This window comes from Mycobacterium sp. ENV421 (assembly GCF_002887815.1).
GTDB lineage: Bacteria > Actinomycetota > Actinomycetes > Mycobacteriales > Mycobacteriaceae > Mycobacterium.
The window spans coordinates 1-16,386 of sequence record NZ_PDHO01000056.1; the positions used below are offsets into that span (position 1 = coordinate 1).

Sequence of the window (16,386 nt, forward strand, 5' to 3'; positions counted from 1 at the left end):
AGGGCTACCAGGACTTGCGGGACGGCAGGATCATCCGCGGCGTCATCACCCATGCTGGGTGAGCCCGGTTACGCGTCCAGCGTTGCGGACGGTACTGGCTAACCGCCATTATCTGGTGACGGCACAGGCGTAAAGCCGTGGGGCCGGCGAGAATTTCGAGGGCGAGTGTGCGCCACCGACGCGGACGACGCGTCGGTGGGCTCCGGCGCTGCGGTGTCATCGCCGGGATCCAGCGATGAAGTGAGAGACCGGGCGATCTGCTCACCGAGTTCCTCGGGGCTGGCGGCGCCCTCGGCTCGGAACCACTTGTAGCACCAGTTCGCGGCGCCGAGGCACATATTCATGTAGACCGTGGCGCTCATCCCCACGAGTACGCCGGGGTGCTGTGCGAGGTGGTCCTGCAGAGCAGCGAGGAAGAGCCCCTCGTAGGCGCGTCGACGTTGCAGCACCTCGGTGAGCAGTTCGACGGGCAATTCATGCTCCTCTTCGAAACACACCGTGAGCAGAGCCTGATTGCGGCAGGTGTAGACCACGCGCGACCCGATGAGATTGCGGATCGCTGCCAGCGGGGAATCCGCCTCGGCGACCGTCTTTCGGCCCATCTCCAGGCTCTCGTCGAGCATGTTCAGGTAGAGGCGCACCAGCAGTTCTTCCTTACTTCGGAAGTAGTGGTACAGCGTAGGTTTCGACAAACCGACGGCCGCCGCGATTTCGTTCATCGAGGTCGCGCGGAAGCCACGTCTGCTGAAGATTTCCGTCGACTCGGAGAGCACACGCTGCCGCTGAGCATCGGCTTTCCTGAGCGACGCCTTATACGGTGCGCTCCGCGCCATATCTGCTCCTGTCTGCCGAATGTGTAGCGGAATTTCAACGGTAACGCCCGTAAGGGTTGACAGCGCGGGTATCTCCGGCGAAAATTCGACCGTCCGGCCGGTCCAGATTTTATGAGGCGATGCGATGACGTGGGAACTCGACGATGATCACGCGACTTTCCGCGAGGTGTGTCGCGACTTCACCGACCGGGAGGTCCGTCCGCTGGTCGACACCGCCGAATCCGGTGGCGTTTTCCCCGCCGAGCTGTGGAAACCACTGGGCACCGCCGGCCTGCTGGGTCTGCTGACGCCCGAGGAGTTCGGCGGGTCAGGCGGCGACGCGCTGGCCGTCGCGATCCTTGCCGAGGAACTCACCCGCGCGAGCGGCGGCATCGCGGTGACTGCCTTGGTCAGCGCCTACATGGCGGCCCCTCACCTGGTCCGCAACGGCACCGACGAGCAGCGGCAGCGCTGGCTTGCTGCGCTGGCCGCGGGTGAAGCCGCGGCGGCCATCGCGGTCACCGAGCCGGGGACCGGGTCCGACGTCGCGGGCATTACCACCCGGGCCCGCCGTAGCGACGACGGCTGGGTGCTCGACGGGCGGAAGATGTTCATCACCAACGCGGGCCTGGCCGACGTGATGATCGTCGCCGCCCGCACCGGCGGGCCGCGGCATTCGGGCATCACTCTTTTCGCGGTTGAGCGTGACACCCCGGGCTTGGCGGTGGGCCGGCCGCTGCGCAAGATGGGCTGGCACTCCTCGGACACCCGTGAGGTCATTCTCGACGGAGTCGCCGTGCCGGCCTCCGCCGTCGTCGGTGCCGAGAATCGCGGCTTCCACCAGATCATGCAGGGATTTCAGCTGGAGCGAATCGCCCTGTCCGGAATGGGCCTGGGACATGCCGCTGAGTGCTTGGACCTGGTCCGAGCCTACGTGCGCGAGCGGGAGGTCTTCGGCGCTCCGTTGGCGCACCTGCAGACGGTCCGACACCGAATCGCGCTGATGGAAATTGAACTCGAGGCGGCCCGGCTGCTGACCTACCGGGGCGCGGTGCGGCTCGATTGCGGGCATCCCGAGGCAGGGTCATCGGTGGCACAGGCGAAGTACTTCGCCGCGGTGGCGGCCAACCGGATCGTCGACGAGGCTGTGCAACTGTTCGGCGGCGCCGGCTTTGTCGAAGAGGCGCCGATCGCGCGGCACTACCGCGACGCCCGGATTTTGCGTATCGGCGGCGGCACCGACGAGGTACAGCTGGAAATCCTGACCAAGTCGATGGTTTCGTGACGGCGACCACCACCGTGCCGAACGGGGCCGCCGATGGCGTTTCGCCCTAGGCGGGATGTCGCGTCCGCCCTCGACCACGCCCGCCGCGGCGGGGACTGCACCCGCTGGCCGGAAAAGCTGCCCGTCCGGGACCGTCTCGCGGTGCTGTTCGACCCGGGGACGTTCGTGGAGGACGGCCTGTTGGCATCTGCTGCTGACGCTGGACTGCCGGCCGATGGGGTAATCACCGGGGTCGGCCGCGTGGAGGGCCGTCCGGTCGCCGTGATCGCGCACGACTTCACGGTAAAGGCCGGTTCCTGGGGGGCGTTGACCTGCGAAAAGCAGATCCGCATCCTCGAACGGGCTGATCGAGACCTGCTTCCGGTGGTCTATCTTGTCGACTCCGCGGGCGGGCGGCTGACCGACCAGATGGGTTTTTTCCCAGGCCGTCGCGGCGCGTCAGCAATCTTCCACATGCAGGTGCGGCTGTCCGGGCGGGTGCCGCAGATCTGCTGTCTGCACGGGCCGTCGGCGGCCGGCGGCGCCTACATGCCCGCCTTCTGCGACTGGGTTGGCATGGTCAACGGAAACGCATCGATGTACCTGGCCAGCCCGCGTGTCGCGGAGAAGGTCACCGGCGAGCGCACCACGCTGCAGGAGATGGGCGGGGCGATGATGCACGCGACCGTCTCCGGATGTGGCGACGAGGTGTTCGACAGCGACTGGGAGGCCATCGCGGCGGCCCGGCTACTGTTGTCGTATCTGCCGGACGACTTTCGCGCCCCGCCCGCGCGGCGCGATGCCGCTGAGCCCGAGGCGCCGCTGGGCGACGTAGTTCCCGACGACCCCAACACCGCCTACGAGGTCCGCGACGTGATCGACGGCATCGTCGATTGCGGGTCATTCTTCGAGATCAAAGCCCGCTGGGCACAGGAGATCGTGGTCGGCCTCGCCCGGCTGGACGGCCGGGTCATCGGCATCGTGGCGAACCAGCCGGGTGTGCGCAGCGGGGCCATCTTCGTGGACTCCGCGGACAAGGCGGCGCGGTTCATCTCGATGTGCGACGCGTTCGGCATCCCGTTGGTGTTCCTGCAGGACGTTCCCGGCTTCATGGTCGGCGTCGAGGTCGAGCGCCAAGGCATCATCCGGCACGGCGCCAAGATGGTGGCCGCAATGTCGTCAGCGGAGGTACCGAAGTACACCGTCGTGCTGCGCAAGGCCTACGCTGCCGGCTACTACGCGATGTGTGCTCCCGGCTTCGAACCCCGGGCCACTCTGGCGCTACCCACGGCCACCATCGGAACCATGTCCGCCGAGGCGTCGGTGAACGCCGTGTACGCGAACAAGATCGAAGTCATCGCGGACGAGGACGAGCGCGCCGCGTACATCGCTGCCCGCACCGTCGAGCAGCAGGCCGACGTCGACCTGTTCCGGATGGCCAGCGATCTCGTGGTCGATGCCGTCGTCGGCCCGGGTTCGCTCCGCGCCGAGCTGGTCGCCAGGATGGTCGACGCCGACCGCTGGACCCGGTCGTCGCGACGCCGCCATCACCTGATCAGCCCCGCGTAGCCAGTCACCCGCCCGGAGGACAACGATGTCGCACAGCAAATCTCGGGACGCCCCGCCCAGCAGCTCGTCGGACCCGCTGGCCCAGCTCACTGCCAGCCCGCTGCGCCCCCTTCCGCCTGCCTGGGTCCGCCCGGAGCGGGTGGCCGAGTTGAAGCACGCCCGGTCCTCCGCAACCGCCGACGACTACTGGCAGTGGGTGGCGCGCCAGCAACGCTGGTCACAACCGTGGCACACCGTACGCACCGGAGACATTTCCGACTTCCGCTACTTCGAGGGCGGACGGATCAACGTCGCCGACAACTGCGTGGACCGGTGGGCCGAGCAGCCAGCCACCGCACAACGGACCGCGGTGATCTGGGAGGGCGAACCCGGAGACGTCCGCACACTGAGCTACGCCGAACTGGCCGACGAAGTCTCGCGGCTGGCGGCCGGCCTGCTCACGCTCGGCGTCCGCAAGGGCGACGTCGTAGCCATCTACATGCAGAACCTGGTCGAGGCGTTCACCACCATCCACGCCTGCAACCGGATCGGCGCTATCTACACCGTCCTGTTCTCCGGGTTCGGCGAAGAGGCGGTCGCATCGCGGCTGCAGGCGGCGCGCGCCTCCGTGGTGGTCGTGGCCGACGCGAGCTACCGGCGCGGTCGGCTCATCCCGCTGCTTTCGACCCTCCGCTTGGCCCGCACGCGCGCTCCTTCCGTGCGCGCCACGGTCGTGGTGGACCGGACCGGCAACGGCGTCGCGCTCCAGGATTGCGAGCATGGTTACGACGCAATCCTGGCGGCGGGCGCCGCAGGCACACCCCCGGTGCCGCTCGACCCGAACGAGCCGTCGTTTCTGATCTTCACCAGCGGCACCGAGGCCAAGCCCAAAGGCCTGGTGCACACCGTCGCGGGTTTCCTCCTGGGCGCCTGGGCGAATGCCCACTGGCAGGTCGGCTACGAGCCCGATGACGTGTACTGGGTGGCCGCCGATGTCGGCTGGCTGACCTTTCCGATCCAGGCCGTCGTCGGCGGGCTGGCCGGCGGCATGACCATCGCCTGCTACGAGGGCGCCCCCGACACCCCGACCGCCGCCCGGTTCTACGAGATCTGCCAGCGGCATCGAGTCACCAAGCTACTCGCCGCACCGACGTTCGCCCGGATGCTGCGCAAGTTCGGCGACGACCTGGCCGCCGAACATCCGCTGGGCCTGAAGCTGATCACGATGCAGGGCGAGCCGCTGGACGCCGACACCTTCACCTGGACGACGAACACCTTCGGCGCGCCGGTGGTGAACGCCTACGGCCAGACCGAGACCGGCTCGACCTGGACCTATCCGGTGTATGGAGTGGAGGCATTGAAGGCCGGTTCGGTTGGCACCCCCGCCCCGGGCCACGAGTACGCGGTGGTCGATCGCAACGGCGAGCCTGTCCCGCCGGGCGTGAAGGGGAACCTGGTGCTGACCGCCCCGTTCCCCACACTTGCCCGCACCGTGTGGGATGACCACGACCGCTACCTGGCCACCTACTTTTCCGAATTCCCCGGCAGCTATGCGACCCACGACGAGGCGGTCGTCGACGTCGATGGGCACCTGTGGGTGCTGGGCCGCGCCGACGATGTCATCAACGTGGCCGCACACCGCATCTCGACGATGGAGATCGAGGCCGTCGTCACCGCGCACCCCGGCGTCGTCGAGGCGGCGGTGATCGGAGTGCCGCACGAGACCAAGGGAGCGGTGCCGGTCGCGTTCGTGACGCTCGGCCATGACATCGCACTCGAGGACGTACGGGAAAACATCAGGCGCCGCGTCGTCGACGAACTGGGCGGCTACGCCCAGCTAGATCGCGTCTACCTCACCGAATCGATGCCGAAGACACGTACCGGCAAGACGATGCGCCGGTTACTGCGCGACCTCGTCGTGCACGGGAAGCCGACCGGCGACACCAGTGCGGTCGAGGACCTGTCCGCGTTGGACGTTGTCGCCAAGGCGGTCCGGGAGTGAGCGCCATGCGCACCATGCGCTCGGGTGCCGCCCGAGCAGGGGCGGCGACCACCCAGCCCGATTTCTCCGCTGACCGCTTTCCCGACGGGAGGAACGATGACAGGAACTGGTGAGCGCGCAGTGTCCGGCCGCTGGTTCGAAGAGCTCGAGGTCGGGACCGTGGTCCGGCACGCAATCCGGCGCACTGTGACCGAAACCGACAACGTGCTGTTCACGACGATGACGATGAACCCTGCGCCACTGCACCTCGATGCGGACTATGCAGCCTCGACCGAGTTCGGGCGTCCGCTGGTCAACAGCATGTTCACCGTCGCGCTGGTGGTCGGGCTGTCGGTTCCCGAGCTGACCCTGGGCACCATCATCGCCCAGCTCGGGCTTGACAACGTCAGCTTTCCGAAGCCGGTGTTCCCCGGCGACACCGTGCGGGTCGAGACCGAGGTCGTCGAGGCCCGGCCATCGCGTTCGAGGCCCGACGCCGGCCTCGTCGTGTTCGAGCACCGTGCCTACAACCAGCGCGACGAGTTGGTCTGTCGGGCCCGGCGGACCGGACTCATGCACCGGCGACCGGGCGGCCATCTAGGCGATGGCGTGCAGACCGGGAGCCGCACTCAGAGCGCCAAGACCAGTTGATCCACCCCGAACGCGCGCGGTCGACCGCTTCCTATCCGGTCACCTCGCCGTGACCGCCCGTCGAACAGGAGACTTCCGGTGTTGACCGACGAACCCCCCGAACCGCTGCGAACCGTTCTCATCGCCAACCGCGGCGAAATCGCCGTTCGAGTCATCCGCGCGGCGCGCGACGCCGGACTGCGCAGCGTCGCCGTGTACGGGGAGCCCGACCGTAACGCCCTGCATGTGCGGGAAGCCGACGAGGCCCTGGCTTTGGGCGGCGCCGATGTGGCGTCGACCTACCTCGATCGCGACGCGCTGGTCAGCGCCGCCCACGCGGCCGGTGCCGACTGCGTCCACCCTGGGTACGGCTTCCTGTCCGAGGACGCCGATTTCGCCCAGGCCGTACTCGACGCAGGGCTGGTCTGGATCGGCCCACCGCCCAACACGATTCGCCGGCTGGGCGACAAAGTCGCCGCCCGCAAGATCGCGAGCGACGTTGGCGCCCCGCTAGCCGAGGGCACCACGGCACCGGTTCGCGACGCCGCGGAAGTCATGGACTTCGCTCGGCGCCACGGATTTCCACTTGTGATCAAGGCGGCCTTCGGGGGCGGCGGTCGTGGACTAAAGGTGGTGCGGGACGAGGGCGACGTCCCCGAGGCCTTCGCTGCGGCCACCCGCGAGGCAGCTGCGCTATCTGGCCGTGGCGATTGCTTCGTCGAGCGGTTTCTCGACCGCGCCCGCCACGTAGAGGCGCAAGTGCTCGCCGACACTCACGGAACCGTGCTCGTTGTCGGCTTGCGGGACTGCTCCCTGCAGCGCCGCAACCAGAAGCTCATCGAGGAGGCCCCCGCACCCTTCCTCACCCCCGATCAGGAGCAGGCTCTGCGTAGCTCATCACAGCGAATCTGTCGTGCCGCGGGGTACGTGAGCGCCGGCACCGTCGAGTATCTGCTCGGCGCGGATGGCACGCTATCCTTCCTCGAGGTCAATACCCGGCTACAGGTCGAGCACGCGGTCACCGAGGAGAGCACGGGAATCGACTTGGTGGCCGAGCAATTCCGCATCGCCGGAGGAGCTGCGCTCGCAACCACCGCACCAGCGGCGCGCGCCCACAGCATCGAGTTCCGCCTCACCGCCGAGGACCCGGCCACAGGTTTCCTGCCTTCGCCGGGCACACTCACCCGTTTTCAGCTGCCCACCGGACCGGGCGTGCGGGTCGACACCGGCGTCATCGAGGGCGACACGGTCGACGGCCGATTCGACTCGATGTTCGCCAAACTCATCGTGACCGGGCGCGACCGCACCCAGGCCCTCGGCAGAGCCCGCCGGGCCCTCGCGGAAACACGAATCGAGGGATTGCACACACCGGTCTCGGTGTACCGTCAGATCCTCGACCATCCGGCCTTCGCCCGCGAAGCGACGCTCGAGGTGCACAACCGCTGGATCGAGCAACACCTCGATCAGATCGTGGGCGGCGCCGAACCGGCCGGTGACCAGCTCAACGTCCGCGTCGGGCGCCGCTTGATGCCGGTGCGCGTACCCGGTGTGGCAACCCTGGGGGACACGGCTGTGGCGATTCGCCGCGCATCGGGGCAGCTTCGGCACGCCGAAGACGAAGAGATCGCCGGTGACGTCGTCACGGCACCGATGAATGGAACCCTAGTCCGTATTGCCGTCGAAGACGGGCAGTCGGTCGACAAGGGGGAGTTGATCGCAGTGGTCGAGGCGATGAAGATGGAGAACCAAGTGCTCGCCCACCGACCAGGCATCGTGATGTCCACGGCGGTATCGGTCGGCACGACTGTCGCGGCCGGCGCCATGATCTGCAAGATCGTGAATTCCTGATCAGAGCACCGCGCCCGCTGACTTCAGGTGCAGACTCCGTTCGTCAGATCGCGCACCTGACGATGTCGAGGTTTGCGAGGCGGTCGGTTCAGCCGTGGTGTCGACCCGGCGGTTCGGTGGCGGCGTGCGGCGTCGCTTCGACAGAGCTCAGCTGGGCGCCCGAAGCCGCCAGCCGGACCAGCCAGTGCGACCACAGCCAGTCCCGTCGCCGCAGCAGGTCATCGTCGGAGCCGAAGCCCGACTCGCGCACCGAGAGCCGACTGCCGTGTGGCCCGTCGGCATGGGTCTCGATGGTGCTGATTAGCGGTCGCCCCCAATCGGCGGCTTGCCAGCGCACCACGAGCCGCTGCGGCTCGAGCACTTCGAGGAACTCGCCGACGATCTCCGGCCACCCGGACATACTCACCCGGATCTCACCGCCGGCGGCCGGCTCGATGGTCACGTCGGCACCCATCCAGTGCGCCGCCGCGTCTTCGGACACCAGCAGCTCGTACAGCTTCGGTGCGGACATCGCATACCGCAGCGACTTATCCAACATCGCGCCGGTTCCGCCGGTCTGCGAATCCGGTGGCGGGCTCGTGGGTGCGGTCACGTCGTAACTCCGTTCGCTCTGCCTGCGCGTGGCCGCTGCGGGCGTTCTTCTGCGCCTTTTGCCGTCAGCCTGCCGCTCAATATGACCTAGGCAGGCCGAGCACGTGCTCGGCAATGTAGTTGAGCACCATCTCCTGGGAAACCGGTGCGATCTTCATCAACCGCGCCTCGCGGAAATACCGCTCCACGTGGTACTCGCTGGCATAGCCGAACCCGCCGTGGGTCTGAACCGCGCGGTCGGCGGCGAAAAACCCGGCATCGGCGGCCAGGAACTTGGCGCTGTTGGCCTCGCGGGCACACGGCTGGCCGTGGTCGTACAACCACGCTGCCCTGTTGGCCACCTGCTCGGCCGCATCCAGTCGCATGGTGGCCTCCGCGAGCGGGAACGCCATGCCCTGGTTCTTGCCGATCGGACGATCGAACACCACCCGCTGGTTGGCGTAGTCCACCGCACGTCGGATCGACGCTCGCCCTATTCCGATCGCCTCGTGCGCGATCAGGATGCGCTCCGGATTGAGCCCGTCGAGCAGGTAGTGAAACCCCTTACCCTCCTCGCCGATTCGGTGATCGGCCGGGATGCGCAGGTTGTCGATGAACAACGCGTTGGAATTGACGGCGTTGCGGCCCATCTTCGGGATCTCGCGGATCTCCACGGCCGATCGGTCGAGCGGTGCCAGAAACAGAGTCATCCCGTCGATCGGGCGGGCGCACTCCTCGCGGGGCGTCGTGCGGGTGAGTAGCAGCAGATAGTCGGCCTGCTGGGCCTTGGTGATCCATACCTTCCGGCCGTTGACGACGTAGTGGTCGCCGTCGCGACGAGCCCGGGTCGTGATCCGACTGGTGTCTGTGCCCGCGTCGGGCTCGGTCACCCCGAAAGACACGTGCAGCTCACCGGATGCGACCTTCGGCAGCAGCTGCTTGCGCAGCTCGGGGGAGCCGTGCTTGACCACGGGGTTCATCCCGAAGATCGTCAGGTGGATGGCGCTGCACCCGTTCATCGCGGCGCCCGACTCCGCAATCTCCTGGAGAAACAGCGATGCTTCGGTGATGCCCTGTCCGCCGCCCCCGTACTCTTCGGGGATCGCGACGCCGAGCCAACCGCCGTCCGCCAAAGACTGGTAGAACTCGTCCGGGAAGCGGTGGCCCCGGTCGCAGGCGGCCCAGTACTCGTCGTCGAATTGGGCGGTCACCTGGCGCACGCCCTTGCGCAGCGCCTCGTGGTCCGGGTTGGGGGCGAAGTCCATCTCTACCTCCTCGGCTGAGTCGCGTGGCCCGCGGAGACGGACAGAACCGCCTGGACAGCTCCCCGGTCTTCTGCCGCTTCGTCAGATTTCACAGTCTTCGGGGGTGAACTCGCGCACACAGCATGGTGCAACCACCTGGGTCAGCCGATCCAATATTCAGGACAATCATTATACAACTTATGCCGTGCCATGGGCAACGGCCACGCGGCGCGCGAACCAACGTGCCCGGGAGCGCCTCAAGCGGTTGTGGCCGCACAGTCGACCTCTATTCCGGCCCCTCGTGAAACGCGTCGTTCCACAGGCCGGACTCCGCCAGCGAGCGTCGACCAGCGCGCAGCCTGATCGCCAGCTGGAGGCGGAAGCACTGTTCGGGGTCGGTGAGGTCGACATCCATGACCTCGGCAATCCGGTCCAACCGATAGCGCAGCGTGTTCGCATGCACGACCAGATCGTGGGCCGCTCGGCGGAGGTTCCCACCGGTGTTGAGGTAACTGGCAAGGGTCTGCCAGCCGTCAAAGCGCAGGGTGGCCGCCGATTGCTCCAGTCGTCGGATCGGCTCCTCGAACTCGGGGTCGCCCGCTTCGGCGCCGGGGAGGAGTAAACGGTGTACACCGATCTCGGCGAAGTCCAGAAACCGTTGGCGCGTGCTTACCGCGAGTTGGCATGCATAGATCGCCTGTCGCGCGGAGGAAACCAGCTCCATCGGGTCGCGCACGGTGGACCCCAGGCCCACGGCGACGGCGCGTTGCCGCACGGCGCGCTTCAGGAGATCGACGGAGCTGTCGTTGGCGTCGACCAATGCGACCACCAAGCCCATGTGCTCGCCGTGCGGAACGGCCAACGACTCGAGCATTCGGTCGAGCGTGCCGTCGGAATCGCGACGATCGTCGGGTGGTTGGGTCGTGGTCGGCACGGCCTCGGCTGATCTGATCTCGCCCAGAGCGGCCACCCGCGCGCCGAGTGGCCCCACGAGGTGCTCAACTGCCAACTTGGCCGAATGTCGAGTGAAGGCGCCCTTCACCAGTAGGCTCACCATCTGCCGGCGGGTCTCGAGGTTCAGTCTCGGCCACGAGGCACGGTGGGCGATTTCGGCGGCGGCCACCGGAGCAAGGTGGCGGAGCCATTCGACGGCCGAACCCGGGTTCGCCCCACGTGTCACTGCCGAAAGGTAGCCCAGCGGCTCCTTGGACCCGAGCCGCGCGACGATCCGGCATCCGGCGGCGGGTGTACCAAGCCGAACCAGTTCGGGGATGCCGGGTCGTAGTTGCTCGGCCAGTCGCCGCAGCCGCCCGGGGGTGATCAACTCGGAGAGCGAAGCAGGTGGCCGGTCAGGTGGGTGCCCGATGACCGGAACGAAATCGGCGTCCTCTACCAGGAATTCGTCAGCGGTGTGGGCCGCCGCGGCGGCCAGCATCTCGGCGAGAAGGCCGTCGGATCCGGCGAGCGCCCCACACACCGCGACGCAGTTCGGGGCCTCGGAAGCCGGCGGCCGGGGGGTGTCCTCTGTCTCCGGGGACAAGGCGCGCAGCCGGCGCGCGACCAGCCGTTTGACCGCGCCACCGCTCGATGCAGAGATGGCCGGCGACATCGCAAGATGGCGTACCTGGGCAGGGCTGTCAAGCTGATCGAGCAAGTGGTCCACCAGCACGAGGCGACCCTCCGGCGAGCGCGTATCGACTTCGGTTCCATCGAGCCATAGCACGGCGTGTCGCAGCAGTGCGGAAAACCCCGCACCAGCAGCGTAGGGTGCCGCGAACAGGCACGTCACCGAGACGGAGCCCGGGAACACGTCGAGGACCCGCGAACACTCACTCGTGTCAACGGCGGATGGGCCATCCGAAGCCTGCGCATGAATGACCAACACGTGCGGCGTACCGGTCCCGCGGTCAGTGACCGCAAGGGCGGCCGCCAGGAGTCCGGCCCGGCCAGCTCCTCGATGCAGGAACTCCACGGACCCGCCGCCGGGTGTGTCCGCGTGATCTCTCTCCTGCAGTTCGAGCTCGATCTGCGCTTGCTCGATCACCCCGCTGTGCAGGACCAAGATCGGATACCCGACAGCTCCCTCGATCAGATCGGCGGCCCGAGTGGGAAGCCGGTCCGTCCGCTCGAGGACCGCACGATGGCTGGGCTGCGGCCGAGATTCGTACATTTCCACCAATCTAGACGCGATTATCGTACGGTCTGCCGATGCAGCGCACAGCTGCCAAGCCTAGGGTGATCTCTATCACCGTGGACTATTGGGGTGATCGTTATCACCAATGAAGGGAAGCATCGATGCGTAACTTGATCAAGGCGCACGAACGGGTGAAGGACTTCGACTGGGAGCATTCGTATGCCGAGAAGCCCGACCGCTATCCGACCAAATACGCCATACCTCGCAAGACAAAGGACCCCTTCCGCCACCTCATCCGCGATTACGTGGCGATGGAGCAGGAGAAGGACGACCGCCAGTACGGTGCAATGGAGGATGCCCTGGCCAGGTCCAACTCTGCCGGCAAGGCCCAGCCGCGCTGGATGGAGATCCTCAAGATCGCGCTACCCGTAGTGAACTTCGGTGAGTACGCGGCGATGAAATGCTGCGGCCAGCTGGTCGATACTGTGGAGAATGCCGAACTGCGGCAGGGCTATATGGCGCAGATGATCGACGAGGTCCGGCACACTAACCAGGAGCTGTACCTCAACCGGTACTTCGCCAAGCACGCGGCCGACCCGGAAGGCTTCCACATCGGCATGAAGGCTCGCGCGAGCAACCTGTTCGGAGTGGCCGGTCGGGCGGCCCTGGAAGCGTTCTTCGTGGGTGACCCCGTCGAAGGCGCGCTCAACCTCCAAGTGGTCGCCGAGACCGCCTACACCAACCCGATCTTCGTCACGCTCACCGAGGTCGCCGCGGCCAACGGCGACAACGTCACTCCGAGTGTTTTTCTGAGCGTCCAGTCCGACGAGGCCCGGCACATGGCCAACGGCTACTCGACGCTGGCCGCCGTGGTTTCCAACGAGGACAACCTCAAGTACCTGCAGACCGATTTCGACCGTGCGTTCTGGCGCCAGCACTCCTTCCTGGACCCATTCCTGGGAGTCGTCTACGACTATTTCCAGAAGGAGCGCGGGCATTCCTATCTGGAGAAGTGGACCGAGTGGATCGCAGACGACTGGGTTGGCTCGTACATTTCCAAGATGGAGCCCTACGGTCTCAGCGTGCCGGAATGCTTCTACGTCGCGCAGGAACAGATGCGATGGAAGCACCACACCGCAGCGATGCTGGCAGCCGCGTCCTGGCCGCTGCATTTTTGGCGGTGGGATCCGCTGACCGAGTCGGACTTCGAGTGGTTCGAGAACAAATACCCAGGCTGGTACGCGCACTACGGTGCGTTCTGGGAGAACTTCCGCCAAATCACCAAGGCCGAGGACGGTGTCAACCCGATGGCGGCGTTCGAGGCGCTGCCGCCGCTGTGCCAGGTGTGTCAAATGCCGTGCATCTTCCCGCGGCTCGACAACAGCGAAGTGCGGTTCGCTGAACACGGCGGGCGCACGGTGCCGTTCTGCGGGCCGATGTGCGAGACGCTGTTCTTCCAGGAGCCCATCCGTTACGCGCAGAGCAAGACCTTCTGGCAGCACCACGACGGGGTCGGGTTGGCGGATTACGTCGTGCAAAACGGCCTGCTGCGGTCCGACGGCAAGACCCTGATCGCTCAGCCGTCACTGGACACCGAACGCATGTGGGCCGTCGACGACATCCGCGCCTGGGGCATGGAGATCAAGGACCCGATGCCGGCAATCGCCGCGCAACTCGCCACCAGCGCTTCGGGGAACGGAGCGGGCGTATGACCGCGGTGCTGCCCGGCGCCGTCGAGTCTGCCGGCAAGCCGACCCGTGACTTCACATATATCCCGTCTCGCCGCCGCCGGCTCTCCGAGTATGAGGCGGTCACCTGCTTCGCCCAGCCCGATGTGGACGTGTTCGACAAACAGGGCTGGCTGTTGCGCGACATCAACGGGCGAACGCCCTGGGTCCGGGAATCGACCGCGCTGGTCCACCCGAACTGGTTCCTGTTCCGGGACCCCGCCTCCCATTGGCAACGTACCTACGTGCGCATGCAGGCCGAACAGGAGCGCGCGATCGCACGCTCGGCAGAAGACGCGGCGGCCGACGGGGTGTTCAACGAAATCGACCCGGTGTGGACCCGCGAGATCCTCGGGCGACACTACCGGGCCTGGGCATACGCAGAGTACGGGTTGTTCCGGGCGTTCGCCGTGGCGCAGCGCGAGGCGCTGTCGGACACGCTCGGTAACGTTCTTTGCTTCGAGGCCTTCGACCGCATGCGGCACGCGCAGGACATTGTGCTGCATCTGCTTGAGTTCGAAGATCACGTCGAAGGCTTCGTCGACGACGGCGCGAAGACGGTCTGGCTGGAGGACCAGCGGTATCAGCCGATTCGTCGACTCGTCGAAGAGCTCGTGGCGAGCAACGACTGGGGCGAGCTGGCCGTCGTGACGAATCTGGTGTTCGACCCGATTGTTACCGAGCTGGCGGTGAGCCAGCTGGTGCGACGGTTCGGCCCCTTCCACGGCGACCCGGTCACACCCCACCTAGTGGGCACCACGGAACGGGACCGGCGTCGCAACCTTGCCTGGACCCAGGAGTTCGTCCGCATGGTCATCGATCCGACCGTCCCGGAATGTAAGAAAAATGCAGCCACCATAAGCACCTGGCTGGATTCCTGGACGCCCCGGGTTCAAGAGGCCGCAAGGGCCATGGGTGAGGTCTACGACCTGTCGCCGTTGCAGGTCGCGCGGTTCGACGAGGTGTTCGCGGTCGCCCAGGAGAGCCAGCAGGAGCTGGTTGCGGGGCTCGGTTTGAAAGTGGGGGCAGCCGTATGAGCACGCCGACCAAAGCCGCTAACGGCAAGGTAGCAATGGTTCTGATGAAAAGTGAGGAGGCCGACGCCACCATCGACGTGCTCGCGGTCGACCAGCCCGACGTCAAGGTCGTCGACGAGGGACCGTACTGGTACTTGGAGCACCCAAGCGAGATCCGCGTCAACATGGCCCGCGTGTCGCAGGAGATGGGCGGCAAGGACATCACCATTGGCCAATGGCTGGTGGTGATGACCACCTTCGTCGGTCGGGCGGAGACAGACGACAACAACTTCCGGGTCACCTCGGAGATGCTGGAACTCAACGAATCCGTGCCCGCGGCGGCGAACTAACGGCGGGTGGTGGCGGTGTACTCAGCTCGGGTCGAGCCCAGTGGCACAGAATTCTCGATAAAGCCCGGTGAGCCGATACTGGACGCGGCGTTGCGCAGCGGGATATCGCTGAAGTATGGCTGTCGGCATGGGAACTGTTCTAGCTGCAAGTACCTGGTGACGGACGGCGAGGTGGACTACGGCAACGCCTCGCCGTACTCGCTGTCGAACTCGGAGCGGGAGGAGGGCTGGGTGCTGCTGTGCTGCGCGACTGCCCTCGATGACGTGGAGATCCACGACGATCGGGCGGTAGATCAGCGGCGACGGCCGCTGATCACGCCCGGGGAGTTTAACGGGCGAATCACCGGAATCGACCAACTGACACCGTCGCTGCGTCGGCTTAGCATTCGCACCGAACAACCGGTCGCCTTTTATGCGGGCCAGTTCGTGGAGATCGCGGTGCCGGGTGCGGCAGATCAATGGCGATCCTACTCCCTGGCTTCCGCGCCCAGCTCTGCACAGGAGTTGGAGTTCGTCATCAAGGTGATCGACGGTGGTGCCTTCTCGGGCCAGCTGGACCTGCTCGGGCCGGGCGTTCGTATGCAGGTCCGGGGTCCATTCGGCGAGGGTTATCTCCGGGAGGGCGACCGCCCCGTACTGCTGGTGGCAACGGGCTCCGGCATCTCGCCAATCCTGTCAATGCTTGAGCACGCGGCCCAGTGCGGGGACGAGCGCGAGTTCACCGTCTTCTACGGGGCCCGCACAGCCGCCGACCTTCCCTGCGAGAGCCGCATGGAGGAGCTTCGTGGGCAGCTCGACCTGACATATTGCCCGGTGTTGTCCAAACCCACGCCCGAAAGCGGCTGGCTCGGTGAACCTTCGCGAGTCACCGCCCAAGTCCAACGTCGGATTGGCGACGGTGCTCCGTATGACGCCTACGTGTGTGGCAAGCCCGAGATGTGCGACGCTGTCATCGCATTGCTCGAAGCCAAAGGTACACCGGAAGAAACGATCTTCAGTGACAAGTTCTTTCCCGCTGTGGAAGACCACGTATAGGCCAACAGGCGTTCCCAAATCCGGTGGATCACGTTCTGAGCCTTCGCACCTCATCATCGGAGACCAGGCAGCATAGGGTTTTCGTCAGGTCCCAGAGTTGCGGCACAAGGCCGAGATCTACAACCTCACCGGCATCGTGGTCGATGCCCGGTCGACGAGATGAATCGGCCGGCTGACACGAAAATTGGGTGACCACAACGGGTGACCCGGCTGGGTGGCTGGTTATG

General features: G+C 66.4%; 14 protein-coding genes. 9 read left to right on the top strand and 5 right to left on the bottom strand.

Annotated elements, in window-relative coordinates; genetic code table 11:
* Positions 1-98: 98 nt before the first annotated feature.
* Positions 99-833, bottom strand: a complete 735-nt coding sequence (locus CRM90_RS28265) for a TetR/AcrR family transcriptional regulator (RefSeq protein WP_102810193.1) — start codon at positions 831-833, stop codon at positions 99-101.
* A gap of 124 nt (positions 834-957) precedes the next feature.
* Between CRM90_RS28265 and CRM90_RS28270 the strand changes: the two genes are divergently transcribed.
* The 5 genes from CRM90_RS28270 to CRM90_RS28290 all read left to right on the top strand — a co-directional run bounded on the left by CRM90_RS28270 (position 958) and on the right by CRM90_RS28290 (position 8,083).
* Positions 958-2,097, top strand: coding sequence for an acyl-CoA dehydrogenase family protein (locus CRM90_RS28270; RefSeq protein WP_102810194.1), 1,140 nt, complete (start codon positions 958-960; stop codon positions 2,095-2,097).
* Between the two features lie 33 nt (positions 2,098-2,130).
* Complete coding sequence (locus CRM90_RS28275) at positions 2,131-3,645, top strand: acyl-CoA carboxylase subunit beta (RefSeq protein WP_102810195.1); 1,515 nt, start codon at positions 2,131-2,133, stop codon at positions 3,643-3,645.
* A gap of 25 nt (positions 3,646-3,670) precedes the next feature.
* Positions 3,671-5,626, top strand: a complete 1,956-nt coding sequence (locus tag CRM90_RS28280; protein ID WP_102810196.1) for an AMP-binding protein — start codon at positions 3,671-3,673, stop codon at positions 5,624-5,626.
* Between the two features lie 120 nt (positions 5,627-5,746).
* Positions 5,747-6,256, top strand: a complete 510-nt coding sequence (locus CRM90_RS28285) for a MaoC family dehydratase (RefSeq protein WP_199190093.1) — start codon at positions 5,747-5,749, stop codon at positions 6,254-6,256.
* Between the two features lie 81 nt (positions 6,257-6,337).
* Entirely contained in the window at positions 6,338-8,083 is a 1,746-nt protein-coding gene (locus CRM90_RS28290) for an acetyl/propionyl/methylcrotonyl-CoA carboxylase subunit alpha (RefSeq protein WP_199190092.1), read from the top strand.
* Positions 8,084-8,171: 88 nt separating this feature from the next.
* Here CRM90_RS28290 and CRM90_RS28295 read toward each other — a convergent pair whose 3' ends face one another.
* The 3 genes from CRM90_RS28295 to CRM90_RS28305 form a co-directional block, all read right to left on the bottom strand.
* Positions 8,172-8,675 (bottom strand): SRPBCC family protein, encoded by a 504-nt coding sequence (locus CRM90_RS28295; RefSeq protein WP_102810199.1) that lies wholly within the window; start codon positions 8,673-8,675, stop codon positions 8,172-8,174.
* Positions 8,676-8,751: 76 nt separating this feature from the next.
* The gene (locus tag CRM90_RS28300; protein WP_102810200.1) at positions 8,752-9,918 is read right to left on the bottom strand and encodes an acyl-CoA dehydrogenase family protein; all 1,167 of its coding nucleotides are present in this window, start codon (positions 9,916-9,918) and stop codon (positions 8,752-8,754) included.
* Between the two features lie 265 nt (positions 9,919-10,183).
* Positions 10,184-12,067, bottom strand: a complete 1,884-nt coding sequence (locus tag CRM90_RS28305) for a PucR family transcriptional regulator (RefSeq protein WP_102810201.1) — start codon at positions 12,065-12,067, stop codon at positions 10,184-10,186.
* Positions 12,068-12,192: 125 nt separating this feature from the next.
* On the opposite strand from CRM90_RS28305, the gene CRM90_RS28310 reads away from it, so the two are divergent.
* From CRM90_RS28310 to CRM90_RS28325, 4 genes are read left to right on the top strand one after another with little or no spacing between them, the layout of a single operon-like run.
* Positions 12,193-13,743, top strand: coding sequence for an aromatic/alkene/methane monooxygenase hydroxylase/oxygenase subunit alpha (locus CRM90_RS28310; protein ID WP_102810202.1), 1,551 nt, complete (start codon positions 12,193-12,195; stop codon positions 13,741-13,743).
* Positions 13,740-14,795 carry an aromatic/alkene monooxygenase hydroxylase subunit beta gene (locus CRM90_RS28315; protein ID WP_102810203.1) on the top strand — a complete coding sequence of 352 codons (1,056 nt, stop codon included), beginning with the start codon at positions 13,740-13,742 and terminating at the stop codon, positions 14,793-14,795. The genes CRM90_RS28310 and CRM90_RS28315 overlap by 4 nt, the downstream gene beginning before the upstream one ends.
* Positions 14,796-14,830: 35 nt before the next feature.
* Complete coding sequence (locus CRM90_RS28320) at positions 14,831-15,124, top strand: MmoB/DmpM family protein (protein WP_286145673.1); 294 nt, start codon at positions 14,831-14,833, stop codon at positions 15,122-15,124.
* Positions 15,125-15,139: 15 nt separating this feature from the next.
* Positions 15,140-16,159, top strand: coding sequence for a 2Fe-2S iron-sulfur cluster-binding protein (locus tag CRM90_RS28325; RefSeq protein WP_233209561.1), 1,020 nt, complete (start codon positions 15,140-15,142; stop codon positions 16,157-16,159).
* A gap of 28 nt (positions 16,160-16,187) precedes the next feature.
* Here the strand turns inward: CRM90_RS28325 and CRM90_RS31140 are convergent.
* Positions 16,188-16,386 (bottom strand): hypothetical protein (locus CRM90_RS31140; RefSeq protein WP_233209560.1); only part of this gene is annotated, 199 nt, incomplete at its 5' end.